At 57.4% G+C, this 12,077-nt stretch carries 18 protein-coding genes and 1 pseudogene; 6 read left to right on the top strand and 13 right to left on the bottom strand.

Annotated elements, in window-relative coordinates; all coding sequences use genetic code 11:
• Positions 1–125: 125 nt before the first annotated feature.
• On the top strand, positions 126–686 hold the full coding sequence (locus tag E6B08_RS03810) for a hypothetical protein (protein WP_192938614.1): 561 nt from the start codon (positions 126–128) through the stop codon (positions 684–686).
• Positions 687–738: 52 nt separating this feature from the next.
• Here E6B08_RS03810 and istB read toward each other — a convergent pair whose 3' ends face one another.
• Complete coding sequence (istB, locus tag E6B08_RS03805) at positions 739–1,494, bottom strand: IS21-like element helper ATPase IstB (protein ID WP_136912806.1); 756 nt, start codon at positions 1,492–1,494, stop codon at positions 739–741.
• 20 nt (positions 1,495–1,514) lie between these two features.
• Positions 1,515–3,029 (bottom strand): IS21 family transposase, encoded by a 1,515-nt coding sequence (istA, locus tag E6B08_RS03800; RefSeq protein ID WP_136912805.1) that lies wholly within the window; start codon positions 3,027–3,029, stop codon positions 1,515–1,517.
• Between the two features lie 184 nt (positions 3,030–3,213).
• On the opposite strand from istA, the gene E6B08_RS03795 reads away from it, so the two are divergent.
• The 3 genes from E6B08_RS03795 to E6B08_RS03785 all read left to right on the top strand — a co-directional run bounded on the left by E6B08_RS03795 (position 3,214) and on the right by E6B08_RS03785 (position 4,946).
• On the top strand, positions 3,214–3,606 hold the full coding sequence (locus E6B08_RS03795; protein WP_238349283.1) for a hypothetical protein: 393 nt from the start codon (positions 3,214–3,216) through the stop codon (positions 3,604–3,606).
• 26 nt (positions 3,607–3,632) lie between these two features.
• On the top strand, positions 3,633–3,821 hold the full coding sequence (locus tag E6B08_RS03790; protein ID WP_238349282.1) for a type II toxin-antitoxin system Phd/YefM family antitoxin: 189 nt from the start codon (positions 3,633–3,635) through the stop codon (positions 3,819–3,821).
• A gap of 462 nt (positions 3,822–4,283) precedes the next feature.
• Positions 4,284–4,946 (top strand): hypothetical protein, encoded by a 663-nt coding sequence (locus E6B08_RS03785; RefSeq protein ID WP_136912804.1) that lies wholly within the window; start codon positions 4,284–4,286, stop codon positions 4,944–4,946.
• 80 nt (positions 4,947–5,026) lie between these two features.
• Here the strand turns inward: E6B08_RS03785 and E6B08_RS31045 are convergent.
• From E6B08_RS31045 to E6B08_RS03770, 3 genes and pseudogenes are all read right to left on the bottom strand, one after another.
• A pseudogene (locus tag E6B08_RS31045) lies at positions 5,027–5,236 on the bottom strand (hypothetical protein).
• Positions 5,233–5,622 (bottom strand): hypothetical protein, encoded by a 390-nt coding sequence (locus tag E6B08_RS03775; protein ID WP_136912803.1) that lies wholly within the window; start codon positions 5,620–5,622, stop codon positions 5,233–5,235. Before E6B08_RS03775 ends, E6B08_RS31045 begins: the two are co-directional and overlap by 4 nt.
• A 27-nt stretch (positions 5,623–5,649) precedes the next feature.
• The gene (locus E6B08_RS03770; protein ID WP_136912802.1) at positions 5,650–6,015 is read right to left on the bottom strand and encodes a hypothetical protein; all 366 of its coding nucleotides are present in this window, start codon (positions 6,013–6,015) and stop codon (positions 5,650–5,652) included.
• A gap of 17 nt (positions 6,016–6,032) precedes the next feature.
• On the opposite strand from E6B08_RS03770, the gene E6B08_RS03765 reads away from it, so the two are divergent.
• Positions 6,033–6,482: a 3'-5' exoribonuclease gene (locus tag E6B08_RS03765; RefSeq protein ID WP_136912801.1), complete on the top strand. Its 450-nt coding sequence runs from the start codon at positions 6,033–6,035 to the stop codon at positions 6,480–6,482.
• On the opposite strand, the gene E6B08_RS03760 is transcribed toward E6B08_RS03765, so the two are convergent.
• The 6 genes from E6B08_RS03760 to E6B08_RS03735 form a co-directional block, all read right to left on the bottom strand.
• On the bottom strand, positions 6,472–6,774 hold the full coding sequence (locus E6B08_RS03760) for a nucleotidyltransferase family protein (protein WP_136912800.1): 303 nt from the start codon (positions 6,772–6,774) through the stop codon (positions 6,472–6,474). The genes E6B08_RS03765 and E6B08_RS03760 overlap by 11 nt on opposite strands.
• A gap of 86 nt (positions 6,775–6,860) precedes the next feature.
• Positions 6,861–7,070, bottom strand: a complete 210-nt coding sequence (locus E6B08_RS03755) for a hypothetical protein (RefSeq protein ID WP_136912799.1) — start codon at positions 7,068–7,070, stop codon at positions 6,861–6,863.
• A 62-nt stretch (positions 7,071–7,132) separates the two neighbouring features.
• The gene (locus tag E6B08_RS03750) at positions 7,133–7,363 is read right to left on the bottom strand and encodes a hypothetical protein (RefSeq protein WP_136912798.1); all 231 of its coding nucleotides are present in this window, start codon (positions 7,361–7,363) and stop codon (positions 7,133–7,135) included.
• Positions 7,364–7,581: 218 nt separating this feature from the next.
• The gene (locus E6B08_RS03745; RefSeq protein ID WP_104444417.1) at positions 7,582–7,950 is read right to left on the bottom strand and encodes a histone-like nucleoid-structuring protein, MvaT/MvaU family; all 369 of its coding nucleotides are present in this window, start codon (positions 7,948–7,950) and stop codon (positions 7,582–7,584) included.
• Positions 7,951–8,101: 151 nt separating this feature from the next.
• Positions 8,102–9,277: a DUF3800 domain-containing protein gene (locus tag E6B08_RS03740; protein ID WP_136912797.1), complete on the bottom strand. Its 1,176-nt coding sequence runs from the start codon at positions 9,275–9,277 to the stop codon at positions 8,102–8,104.
• 16 nt (positions 9,278–9,293) lie between these two features.
• Positions 9,294–9,662, bottom strand: a complete 369-nt coding sequence (locus E6B08_RS03735) for a hypothetical protein (RefSeq protein ID WP_136912796.1) — start codon at positions 9,660–9,662, stop codon at positions 9,294–9,296.
• A 240-nt stretch (positions 9,663–9,902) separates the two neighbouring features.
• On the opposite strand from E6B08_RS03735, the gene E6B08_RS03730 reads away from it, so the two are divergent.
• Positions 9,903–10,247, top strand: a complete 345-nt coding sequence (locus tag E6B08_RS03730; protein ID WP_136912795.1) for a stress-induced protein — start codon at positions 9,903–9,905, stop codon at positions 10,245–10,247.
• A gap of 54 nt (positions 10,248–10,301) precedes the next feature.
• On the opposite strand, the gene E6B08_RS03725 is transcribed toward E6B08_RS03730, so the two are convergent.
• A complete protein-coding gene (locus E6B08_RS03725) occupies positions 10,302–11,582 on the bottom strand; it encodes a Y-family DNA polymerase (RefSeq protein WP_136912794.1) in 1,281 nt (426 codons plus the stop codon).
• Positions 11,569–11,997, bottom strand: coding sequence for a LexA family protein (locus E6B08_RS03720; protein ID WP_136912793.1), 429 nt, complete (start codon positions 11,995–11,997; stop codon positions 11,569–11,571). Before E6B08_RS03720 ends, E6B08_RS03725 begins: the two co-directional genes overlap by 14 nt.
• Between the last annotated feature and the right edge of the window lie 80 nt (positions 11,998–12,077).

Below are 12,077 nucleotides of genomic sequence, written 5' to 3'. Positions count from 1 at the left end.
TTCGCGAAGCAATAGCCCATCGTAGATACACCCCCTCGTTTTACATCGGCATGTCCCTAACCAGACGCTGCCCGGTGAACAGGCAATCGGTAACCAAAGTGTCGAATGGTTTTGGAGACTTTGCTATGTCCGATTTTTCCCCTATCAGCATCATCAAATCGCAAGCCAAGCAGCATGCTCGTGAACACGACATGAAGCTTTCTGCTGCCCAAGAAGCGCTTGCGCGTCAGGCAGGGTTCGAGGAGTACCACGAGCTCGTTGTCGTCGCCCGGCGAAACCCCACGGATCCTCGGCTGATGCTCGCCGCCTTTGGCGTGCGTGATTTCAAGGACGCGATTGACGAGGACGATGTGTTCTCCGAGCTGGATCAAGAGCTGAATCACATGCTGTCCGGCGCGATGGACGAGACTAACGCCAGTGAGTTCACCATCGGTGAAAGCGAGGTGGAGTCAGCCGCCTATGACGATGCGACTGGCGTACTCAGGTTGGGCATGTCTATCGACTGGGAAGGCAAACAGGATCCTGACCGTGTGTACTACGGCAGGGTTTTCTTCCTCAAGGCGGATGTTGACCTGATTCGGCGGGACGGCAGGTGGTCGCTCGGGGAAGACTGCGGATTCCACGACACTTGGACACCCAGCCCACGCTCATTTGGACACTCGTTCCACGCGCACTTGGACACCTGATCCACGTCCACTTGGACAGGCAGTCGGAGCGCAGCGACGCAGGGTTGCATTGTTAGTCTGAAGCCCCTGCCACCGTCAATTTCGTCGTGCGTTTACGCATCGATTCACCCTTCAGTTCGATCCGATAAGCGTTGTGCACCAGCCGGTCGAGGATTGCATCGCCCAGGGTCGGATCGCCGATCAGTGCATGCCATTTGTCCACCGGCATCTGGCTGGTCACCAACGTCGAGCGGCTGCCGTAGCGGTCGTCCAGCAGTTCGAGCATGTCGCGCCGTTGCGCTGCGCTAAACGGCGCCAGGCCCCAGTCGTCCAGGATCAGCAAGTCCGTCTTGGCATACCCCGTCATCAGTTTGGCGAAGCGCCCATCACCGTGGGCTAGGCCCAGCTCTTCCATCAGGCGTGGCAGGCGTAGGTAGCGCACGCTGTAACCATCGCGGCAGGCCTTGTGGGCCAGGGCGCAGGCGAGCCAGGTTTTGCCCACGCCCGTGGGGCCGCCGATGATCAGGTTCAGGCCATCGCGCAGCCATTGGCCGCTGCCCAGTTGCAGGATCAGCGACTTGTCCAGCCCACGAGGGCTGCGGTAGTCGATGTCCTCCAGGCAGGCGTTGTGGCGCAGCCGAGCAGCCTTGAGGCGGGTCGTCAGCCGTGTGTTTTCACGCTCGGTCAGCTCGCGGTCGACCATCAGGCCGAGGCGTTCGTCGAAGCTCAGGTCGTTGATGTCAGGCGTCGCCTGTTGCTCGCTCAGCGCTTTGATCATGCCGTGCAGGCGCAGGGTTTGCAGCTTGTCCAGGGTGGGGTTCGGTAGCATTTCAAGGTTCCTTGTTCAGGTCAGTGGTAGTAGCCAGGGCCGCGCAGGTTGGTGTGTTCGTCGGGCAGCAGGGGCAGGTTTTGCTGGGCCAGCGGCAGCCGTTCCAGCCCTTGGCGCAGGATCGATTCGAGGCTTTTGTAGCTGCACGCGCCCAGTGCCAGCGCACGCTGGCAAGCGGCCTCCAGCCGCGCTTCGCCGTGCTGTTTGCTCAGGCGCAGGATGCCCAGGCATGCGCGAAAGCCATGCTGCGGATGGATTCGGCGTTCGAGGATGTGGGCGATGACACCAGCGGTGTTGGGCCCGGTCTGCTCGGCCCAGCGGATCAGTCGCTGTGGCGTCCATTCGGCATGCTCGCGGTGGCTCTTGGGCATGTGCTCGGTTTGCGTGGTGTGGCGGCCTTTGTGCGGCGAGCGGCGGTGGCTGGCCACACGCTGGTTCGCGTGGAAGCACTCGACGGTCTGGGCGGTCAGGCGCACTTCGAGCTGGTGCTTCACCAGTTGGTACGGCACCGAGTAGAAGTGGCCGTCCACTTCGACGTGGTAGTCGATGTGGACGCGTACGTTTTTCCATTCAGCGTAGACGTAGGGCTGTTCCGGTAAGGCCTGCAACGCAGGTTGGTCGATGGCTTCGAAGGCCGACCGGCGTGAGCCGGGCAGCTTTTTGAAGGGCTTGTGGTTGAGCCGATCCAGCAGCAGTGCGATAGCGGTGTTGAGTTCGCCCAGCGAGAAGAACTGGCGGTTGCGCAATGCCGCCAGGATCCAGCGTTCAACCACCTGGACGCCGACCTCGACCTTGGCTTTGTCCTTGGGCTTACGCGCACGGGCAGGCACGACGGCGATGCCGTAATGCTCGGCCAGGTCGCGGTAGCTGGGGTTGATGTCGGGCTCGTAGCGATGCGCCTTGCTGACACCGCTGCGCAGGTTGTCGGGCACTAGGATCTGTGGGGCCGCCCCCAAAAATGCCAAGCAGCGCGCATGCGAGCCCAGCCAGTCAGGCAGCGTTTGTGACCAGGTGGCTTCGGCGAAGGTGTAACTGGATGCACCGAGAACGGCGACGAAAACCTGGGCCTGGCGGATTTCACCGGTCTGCCGGTCGATGACCGGTACGGTTTGGCCCGCGTAATCGACGAACAACTTCTCGCCGGCGCGGTGCTCCTGGCGCATGGCCACGTCGACCTTGGCGGCCCACAAGCGGTAGTGCTCGCAGAACCAGCTGTATTGGAAGCCTTGCGGGTGGCTGAGCCGGTACTCCTGCCAGAGCAGGGCCAGGGTTACGCCGGGGCGGCGTAGTTCGGTGTGCACCCATGCCCAGTCTGGTATCGGGCGTTGATCGCTGGGTACTGTTGGGGCCGGTGGGAACAGAAGCCGTTCTAGCTCGGCATCCGACAATGACGTTGGCCAAGTCAGCCCGCAGGCGTTGAACCGGTGCAGGTAATTGCCAGCACTGCCGCTACTGATTTGCAGGCTTGCGGCGATCTTGCGCACGGACAGGCCGGCGTCGAACTTTAGGCGTAGTACCTCTCGGATTTTACGCATGGATAAACGCTCCACGACGACCTCTTCGCTTCGAAAAAGAGGTCGATGGTAGTGAATAGTCCTGCGTTGCTGCCTGCCTGAGCTTGGGGCTGATCAGTGAGCGCTCACTGTCCAAGTGCTCGTGGAATCAGTGTCCAAGTGTTCGTGGAATGGGTGTCCAAGTCAGCGTGGAATCACTGTCCAAGTGTTCGTGGAATGGGTGTCCAAGTGCGCGTGGAATCCCCAGGAAGACGGTATTTCCATCACCGGGAGCGAAACGGATGCAGACCGTGATCGCAGGACTGAATGGGAGTACATGGAGCACCAGCAGGTCGCTGAAAGCGAGGAGCACCGCCCCAGCATGAGCATGGCGCAAGCGCTGGCCAATGAGCTGAAGATATCGCTGGAGGATGCGGAGCTTCTGGCAGAGGCCGAAGTAACCGCGAACACCTCGGATGACGGGATGATCTACAGCTACTGGGTGGACGTTGAGCCGTATGCCGAGGGAGCTCTGCGAGATGATCTGCTGGCCCGATTCGGCACCTTGGAGATCGAGCTGAACGTCAACTTCTTCGACGACATCCATCCTGAAATGTGAGTGAACTGGGGGGTGGCTGGCTTCGGATGCTGGCCACCTTCAACTCCGTGCATACCTTCTTCGCCATGGGAGGCTTCAGCATGCAGGTGATCAGCGCAACGCAGGCAAGACGGCGTTTCCGGAGAATCATGAAGCTCCTGCAGCAGGGGCACTCGTTCGTGATCACCAAGAACGGTAAGCCGGCCTGCAAGCTTGTGCCGCCTGAAGCGCCGTGACATGCGCACGGTGTGCGGAAAAATCCGCAAATAAATCCGAAAAACTAGAATACTTTCTCGCTGTAAGTCAGGCGTGGCAAGGGCTCCAGGGATTTCTTGAATCCGCAAATTTGCTGGCTCGCCCCTCCGGGGACAGCTGTCGTGCACCAAACCCTGGCAGTGCCCGGTTTTGGCCCTGCGGGCTTCCATCCTCTCGCCTATGGCCCTCCGGGCCGGCGCGCTCCGCTTGCGCTTCTGACCCGAAAAGGATGGTGACCTTTGTTCAGGCGGTTCCGTTCTGAATGTAGCGGTTCTGCCCGTTGGATGAGGCCACGCCATCTAGGCGTTTTGCTCGGGGTGTGCGATAAACCCGGCCTGGCGCCTGGCCGCTTCTGTTCGCTCTGTTCACATTGATCAGAGATAGGCCTTACAGGTTCAGGCCATCATCTTTGCAAGCTGAGTACACCGGTTTACATGACAACAATGGATGACCAAATCACAACGTTGCAAGAGCTCAGAATTCTGCTCTGCCTAATCCGCCATGCGGACGAAAAAGGAGGCGTTGACTTCAACAATTCCGATGTCACGGCTGATCTGGGTAGCCTTGTAGGCAACTGGAATGCACTGGAGTATCTGCTTTACAAGCTCGATCAAGCTGGAGTGGTCGACTACTCGGAAATTGGTGAGGATGGCTTCAAGCCAATTATCATCTGTTTCGTCGACGACGGCACTCACCGCTACGTCGCAGCATTGGCTGAGAAGATTGAAACGGAATACGTCGCCCTGGATCAGCGCATCACCGACATCCTGACTTTCAATCCCAGCGCCCTGACCAATCGAATCAGCGACACGAAGCGTCAGATAGATGAGGTCAACAAACACGTAGCATCAAACGAACTCCTCAAGCCGTTGTCCGGCCCACTGCGCGAGATTCAGAGCCATTTCGATAGCATCCGCGTGGTGTCAGAGGGTTATGAGCACATCTATAAAAATATCATTCGACCTGTCCAAGAGGAGGGTAAGTCAGGGGTTAAGGCTACGGTGAAGTGGGCCATCCTCAGCATCCTGATTTCCACAGCAATCTCGCTGGTTATCAGCAACTGGTCATTCTTGAAGGATGGAGTTAAGTCTTTGTTTGCTGCCTGATCCGCCCTCCTCCGGGCAGTCAGAACTTGGTGGCAATACGGCCTCATAACTCGGCGAGGCCCAACCACTCAGGCGGACTATCAGTGCTGGGTTTGAACCACCCTACCCAATAGGAGCAACTGGTAGTCGATGACGGTTTGATACAGGTGATCAGCCTCAAGACGGAGCCTTTCGACCTCCTCGGCTGGTCGCCCTTCATCCACAGCCTACTGATGGGCCCGGATGGCATGAAGAGCCTGCTGCAAGAGCGGCTCGCCGGCCTCTGCCATACCCAGGATCGTTCTCTTCATCGCGACCTCTTGCTGCGATGGGCGTTCAGGTGCTCAAGTTCCTGGTGCCACACGGCCACGAACTTCTCGAAGTCGCGCAGATAGGGCCCCTCTGCCAGGCGTGTAGAGCCAACACTCGCCGCTTGGAAGCGCTGCAGCCATGGCTCGGGGATGCTGTCCTCGACAACCAGCTGAATGCCGTTGTGGAGCTTCGTGGTGACGACATTGACGAGCTCCTGGGCGTAGAGCTGATCACCACTCACGATGTCCTGCAGGCCCTGGTCAACCTCGTCGAGTTCAGCCAGCACCTTTTCAGCGCGGGCATCTCCAGGCTGTAGATCGGCAAGTGCCCACAGCGCTCTGCGCCTCGCGATCTCCAGCCTCCGCAGCCGATGATCAATCGTCACATCACTTCTCCCTGCCGCAGGTGGACGTCACAGGCCAAGTTCGACTTCTAACTGCGATCCCCGCAAGGTACGGGTGAGCTCGCCTCTCGGCAGTCTTGCCAGGATCCCATCGGCGAGGTCATTGGCGTGCCGGGCGTACAACGTGACAACACCTGGTACAGGCACGCGATCCGGAACGAGGGCCCCGACTCGCACCTGGGCAATTTTCAGTATATTCACGACATCTGCGGGTAGCGTGTCGGTCGACAGGTGCTCGACGGTCGGCCTTGTGGGAGGGCTCGCTCCGTCCCACAGATCTACAATCGTTTCCCACAGCTTTTCGGGGCCGAGAAACGCCAAGGCGATTTCCCACAGGCAGCCTTCCTGGGACAATTTCAGGCGGGCCCTAGTCATTGCAGAGGTTCCAACAAATGAGGATCTTTCTCGATTGTGAGTTTACTCAGCTCACCGCGCAGGCAAAGCTGATCTCCCTGGCTCTTGTTGGCCAGGATCGCCGGGAATTCTACGTGGAAGTGATCGACGCGTGGCGAGAAGAAGACTGCAGTGATTTCGTGATAGAGATCGTACTGCCGCAGTTGTGGGGTGGTGAGTACGCCATGCCAATCATCGAGGCCAGAGCGGCGCTCCTGCGGTTGCTGGCAACCTATGACGAAGAGCTCGAGATTGTCACAGACGTACCTGCCTACGACTGGGAGCTGTTCTGCGAGCTCGCCTATGACGATGGGAAATGGCCCCAGAACGTGAGGAATTTCCCCACTGATGCCACGACCCTGACCGCGACGAACGATGGGGAAGAACTGCCTCACCATGCCCTGCTTGACGCTAGGATCATCGCAAGCATGTTCACAGCTACAGCGTAACCATCTCACGCTCAATGGATTGCCTGAGGTGCTCAGGCATGTTGTTGCAGACGTGGAAGTCGACTGGCACCCCCACCATGGCCTGGAGCTCATCCTCGAGCTCGGCGATGTCGAACAAGGAAATCTTGCCGGCCATTGCTGGAGGGATGATGGCGAGCAGATCAAGGTCACTCCCTTCGTGATCATCGCCTCGAGCAGCAGAGCCGAAGAGTTTGGGCTCAATGAAGCCATAGGCCTCGATGAGGCGCCGGATGTCCGCTTCCTTTCCTCGTATCGCGTCAGTGGGCCTCATGCCTTTCTCCAAGTTGCCGCTGAGCCGCGAGCAAAAGGCAAATTCTGCACTTTGCTGCAGGAGATCAGTCTCAGGTAGGCCATCTGTTAATGATCTTTTTCAGCGGGCCCGCCAAGAGCATGCAACTGGTAGTCGGTGACAGCCTGAAAACGATGCTCAGCCATCAACCGCAGACGCTCGAGCTCAATCCCCACGACTCCATCAGCCTGGGCCTGATGGTAAACCTTCAGCGCCTCCACAGCCTCGGTGTACAGCGGATGGTCGGGCATGAGCACCTTGCTCAGATCTCTTTTCATGATCCCTCCCTTTCGCCATAGCGATCCCACACGACGCGATGCCATCAAGGCTTGTGTTTAGCCTACCAATGCTGATCAGCCTGGACGGAATGGGCGTACATCAATGCTTCGTCGGCGAGCTCCAACATGTCAGCCAAGGTTCCTGAGTCTACGGCATGCGTATCACGTAGCGCATATGCGTGATGCAGAAGCTCCCTGTGATGTTTCTTAGGTGCGAGAAGCAGGGCCTCGGTGTCGTTGAGTAGCTGCCGCCACTCTTGGATCGACATTACGGGCAGATTGGTGCCTGTCATGGCGGCACTCCCTATTACTGTATGTGCATACAGTATTCGGAAAATGTCTGGCTGCATAGGTACTGCGGACGAAATGCGCCTGCGATGAGACCAGATCAGTTGCTGGAACGAGGCAGGCCTTCGCTGGGGGTGATGAGTCGCTCAGGTGTATCACCTGACAGCATCACAATAGAAAAAGCCCCCGTGAGGGGGCTTTAGCAAACCACCTGTGGAGCGCGTTACTGGGCGAGCCAGCCTTCCACCACATCAGAGCCGTACTCGGCTTTCCATTCTTTGAGCAGCTTGTGATTGCCGCCCTTGGTCTCGATGATTTCGCCGTTGTGCGGGTTCTTGTACTGCTTCACCTGCCGCGCACGACGCGGGGCCTTTTCAGCTGCAGCAGGAGCAGCGGTGCGGCGGCTGGCCTGCGGATCGAGGATGTTGATGATGTCGCGCAAGCTGTAGCCGTACTTGTTAAGCAGGTCACGAAGCTTGGTTTCAAATTCGATTTCTTTCTGCAGTTCGGAGCTACCTTTCAGCGCTTCCAGCTCTGCGAGTTGTGCTGCGAGTTGCTGTTCAAGCTGACGAAACTCTGCCAGACGAGACATATTCGATCCTCAAAGTTAAGGGAAACAGGCGGAACATCCTAAAGCATCCCGCGAGCGATGTCCTTTAATAGGACGTTGGTGCTGGATCTTCGTTCGGTTTAACTAGCCTGGAAACTTCTCGAGACAAGGAAATTATGCATGGCCTTATCAATCATTTGTCTGGGGCGAAGGCATCAAGTGAGGATAGGAGCTTCTCCAGATCCATAAGCCTGGACACCTTGATGATATCGTACTCACCACGACTACTCAGCTTATAGACCTCACGGGCCTTTTTGACACGCTCAAGCAATGGCACGACCACGCCAGATGCCATCTCCAAAAAGTCATTGATGTCGGCTCTTGTCTGCGGGATTTTGTAGCCTTTGGACGTACTTGTGATGATGACATCGGCGTCCCGCAGCTTCGCAATACCACTTGATCTGACCCGCTGCTCGGAGAGATCGCCAAAGCCTTTGTCACCGAGATGGGCCAAGATCGCGGCTGTAGGGATGTAATCCTTCGTGACGAACTCACTCTGAAATCTCAGGTAATCCAGGATGCTGACCTGTAGACGCTCGTCCTCGTCCGGGTGTTGGCCGGCCTTTTCGACGAAAAGTTCTGCTTGCCGGAGAGCTTCCTGATGCACCTGGTAGTCCGCGTAGCTGGACTCATCCATCGGCGGAGCAAGCAGCGAATTGAACTTGGGTGGCCACTCCAGAAGGCCGAGGGTCTGCTCGCGAAGGATCGTTTTATAGACCTCAGCAATATCGCCAACAGTCTTCTCCTCATAGATCTGGGCTACAGACCCCGCGAAGAAATCAGCGACCTGAATCAGGACATCATCCTTGCTGGATTTCGTCTGGAACGCATGGTCATCCCCGAAGAGATCATCGACGTAGCGATCTTGTACGTAGGCCTTCAGACTCTGCTGGAACTCAACTCCGCCATGCTCATCCACTGTCATCTGTAGATTGCGGCAGTTCCTGAAAAGCCGGCTGTAGAGCAATCCGTTGATATGCTTTACGAATGAGGTTTTGAATTGCAGGCCCCCATCTTTGTAGATGCGCTCCTTTTCCACCACCACGAAATAGAGCTTGATCGGAAGCTTCGCCAGGTCGGTAAGGATACGAACGCGTCGTTGAGCATCCTTCGCACGCACCTTACTGGACTTGATTTCGCCTGTCTGGAAGTGCTGCCGCCGAAGCTCCTCGGCACGCTGGTAGGCGGCCTGCAGGTCTTTCTCAGCCACAAGGATGGAGCAAACCACAAAGAAGCCAGAGCTCCCAGCCTTGGATGTGTCTAGGTCAGAGTTACCTGACTCATCAACAAAGGCATACGTTCTGTCCAATCAGGTGCCTCCCTCATCAATAGGTGGCTGTACTGCTACCAGGAGCGGGCCCTTCGCTGAATGTGTAGTTGATGACTACATCATCGCGGATGAGCACATCCAACGTCTTCTGCGTACCGGTGGTGGTGACCTTCATCGTCACAACATAGCTCTGCGCATGGGCAGAGCCAGAAGTGTACGTGTAGATCCACTTCTCATCGGTCTCGCTCACAGCACTCTTCGTGTATGGCTCACCGAACATATTTTTCAGCTCCGTTGTCGTGGTCTTTCCTTTGGTGATGCTCGCTACACCCGCCGATGGGAAGTCGCGCCCAGCGGTGTAGTGGGACGTGGCGCATGCACCGAGCAAGAAGCACATCCCAATGACAGCAATGAACCTGTTCATAGTCTTCCTTGAATAATCTGAAGCCCGAGCTTATCTCGCAACCAGGCCAAATGCCATCATCGGACATTCCTTCGCAATTTATCATTCACGTAGCAGCGACCTTTATTGTGCAATACGTTGCGCTTGGAGACCTTTCGCGCCCTCTGTCAGCTAATACAGAAGTAAAGGAATCCAGCCGATTCCGCCCAGCATCCGAAATAAACACAGGTTCCCCTGTGTGAACCGACGAGGTGCGAGATCATGACAAACGATCAAGACAAGACTGGCCAGCAAGGCGGCAGCACTCAGAACAACCCCGATGGCTTCGAGAACGATGCACACCGGCCATCTGAGCCAGGACAAAGAGGCGGACAGATGCCAGGTGGCCAGTCCAACATGGAACGGCAACATGAATCCCAAGGAGGCGGCCAGGGCTTAAGTGGCAACCACCAAGGTGATCAACAAGGAGCCGGCAGTGCAGTTCATCAAGGCGGTACGGGCGGCCATTCCACTGGGCCAAAGTCCGACAATGACCAGAGCGACCTTAACGAAGCTTCGCAAGCTGTACAAGACGAAGATAGCGGCATGACTGAAGACAACCGATGAGGTTGATCAGGGCCAGAGAAATGAAATCCCTGGCCTTGCTCAGGTACTACCACCCTATTTGCAGTAAACCGTCCAGAGCTCATCCACACGCGTTGTGAAGCTCTGGCTCATCATCTCTCGACGCATACCCCAGCTAGGATCTACAGGCACGCTAGCCAACCGCATCGTTCCCCTACCCCACCTGCCATTCACCGCATCGAGCACGCCCATCAGCTTCTCACTCGCCACCGGCTGTGCTGCCGCGAACAGGTCACCGGTAACCTCGTTAGGCTGGCTGAGGTCGAGCAGCAACACCTCTGCCTTGCTGTAGCGGAAACCCTCACGGAATATTCGCTCCACGCCCTCCTGCGCTGCCTTTGTCAGCAAACGCGTGTCGTCCGTTGGATACGGTAGCTCGACCAAGACACCGTTGGCGTATTTCGCCTCTTCCGGATTGAACATGCCAGTGCGGATGCTCACCCGTAGTCGTTTGCAAAGTGACTGCTGGGCACGGAGCTTCTCGGCAGCCCTGGACGTGTAGGTGGCCACCGCTTCCTTGATTGGGGCCAGTTCGGTGAGGCGGGTACCGAACATGCGGCTGCAGCAGATCTCCTTTTTGGGTGGGTCAGGCTCGTCCAGCTCGAGGCAGGCGGTGCCGGCCAACTCCCTGGCTGTCTTCTCCACTACCACGCTGAACTGCTTTCTGAGCGACCAGGCGTCGGCATGGGCCAGCTCCCAAGCAGTGCGGATATCCATTGCCGCCAGGTGGGCGGAAAGGCGACGACCGATACCCCAGACGTCTCCCGCATCGCATTTCTTGAGAACCCAGTTGCGCTTCACTTCATCGCGCAGATCTACAACGCCACCGGTATGGCTCTGCCATTTTTTGGCAGCATGATTGGCTAGCTTCGCCAAGGTCTTCGTCGAGGCAATACCGACGCCGACTGGGATGCCCGTGCGCCGGTATACCTCGGCTCGAATCTGCCTGCCCAGCCGCTCTAGATCTCCAGACATACCCGTGAGCTCAGCGAAGGCCTCGTCGATACTGTAGACCTCAGCTGCCGGCACCATGGACTCAATGACAGTCATGACGCGCTCACTCATGTCGCCGTAGAGCTCATAGTTCGACGAGCACGCCACGATGCCATGCTTACGGAGCTTGTCCTTTATCTGGAAGTACGGCTCACCCATCTTCACGAAAGGCTTGGCATCCGCTGAGCGAGCGATTACACAGCCGTCGTTGTTGCTCAACACCACTACCGGCTTGTTGCGAATGTCGAGGCGGAATACGCGCTCGCAACTGGCATAGAAGCTATTGCAGTCGATGAGGGCGAAGACTCGCTCAGGCTTTGTCATGACTGCGCACGCTAAAGGTGACAACACCCCATACCTGAAGCTCTTCACCCTCCAGCAGATACCTTGATGGGTAGCGCGGATTCTCCGATTTAAGCACCACTTGACTACCGTCACGGGCAAGGCGTTTGCAGAGCGGTTCGCAGTTCACTGCGGCGATGACAATGTGGCCTGGCTCAGCCTCGATGGAGCGATCCACTATCACGAGGTCGCCCGGGTAAATGCCGGCACCGATCATAGAGTCGCCCTCAACACGCACCAGGTATATGTGCGGCGCCCGGACGTCGAGCAGCTCATCCAAGGAAATGCGTTTTTCGAGATGGTCAGCTGCTGGCGAAGGAAAACCTGCCGGGACATGAAAGGCAAAGAGCGGGAGTTCCGCACCGCTTGGTTCGAGGGGGCCGAGGATGGTGACCATGACGAAAACGCCTATACTGTATATTCGTACAGTTAAGCGTTTTCTCGTCAGTTGGTCAATGCAGCCCGGACAAGCTGAAG

This window comes from Pseudomonas putida, assembly GCF_005080685.1.
Lineage (GTDB): Bacteria > Pseudomonadota > Gammaproteobacteria > Pseudomonadales > Pseudomonadaceae > Aquipseudomonas > Aquipseudomonas putida_V.
This window is presented reverse-complemented; position numbering and strand designations above follow the sequence as displayed.

Coding starts and splice junctions, on each gene's coding strand:
- E6B08_RS03810 (WP_192938614.1), top strand. CDS start 126: ATGTCCGATTTTTCCCCTATCAGCATCATCAAATCGCAAGCCAAGCAG.
- istB (WP_136912806.1), bottom strand. CDS start 1,494: ATGCTACCGAACCCCACCCTGGACAAGCTGCAAACCCTGCGCCTGCAC.
- istA (WP_136912805.1), bottom strand. CDS start 3,029: ATGCGTAAAATCCGAGAGGTACTACGCCTAAAGTTCGACGCCGGCCTG.
- E6B08_RS03790 (WP_238349282.1), top strand. CDS start 3,633: ATGCTGGCCACCTTCAACTCCGTGCATACCTTCTTCGCCATGGGAGGC.
- E6B08_RS03785 (WP_136912804.1), top strand. CDS start 4,284: ATGGATGACCAAATCACAACGTTGCAAGAGCTCAGAATTCTGCTCTGC.
- E6B08_RS03770 (WP_136912802.1), bottom strand. CDS start 6,015: ATGACTAGGGCCCGCCTGAAATTGTCCCAGGAAGGCTGCCTGTGGGAA.
- E6B08_RS03765 (WP_136912801.1), top strand. CDS start 6,033: ATGAGGATCTTTCTCGATTGTGAGTTTACTCAGCTCACCGCGCAGGCA.
- E6B08_RS03760 (WP_136912800.1), bottom strand. CDS start 6,774: ATGAGGCCCACTGACGCGATACGAGGAAAGGAAGCGGACATCCGGCGC.
- E6B08_RS03755 (WP_136912799.1), bottom strand. CDS start 7,070: ATGAAAAGAGATCTGAGCAAGGTGCTCATGCCCGACCATCCGCTGTAC.
- E6B08_RS03750 (WP_136912798.1), bottom strand. CDS start 7,363: ATGACAGGCACCAATCTGCCCGTAATGTCGATCCAAGAGTGGCGGCAG.
- E6B08_RS03745 (WP_104444417.1), bottom strand. CDS start 7,950: ATGTCTCGTCTGGCAGAGTTTCGTCAGCTTGAACAGCAACTCGCAGCA.
- E6B08_RS03735 (WP_136912796.1), bottom strand. CDS start 9,662: ATGAACAGGTTCATTGCTGTCATTGGGATGTGCTTCTTGCTCGGTGCA.
- E6B08_RS03730 (WP_136912795.1), top strand. CDS start 9,903: ATGACAAACGATCAAGACAAGACTGGCCAGCAAGGCGGCAGCACTCAG.
- E6B08_RS03725 (WP_136912794.1), bottom strand. CDS start 11,582: ATGACAAAGCCTGAGCGAGTCTTCGCCCTCATCGACTGCAATAGCTTC.
- E6B08_RS03720 (WP_136912793.1), bottom strand. CDS start 11,997: ATGGTCACCATCCTCGGCCCCCTCGAACCAAGCGGTGCGGAACTCCCG.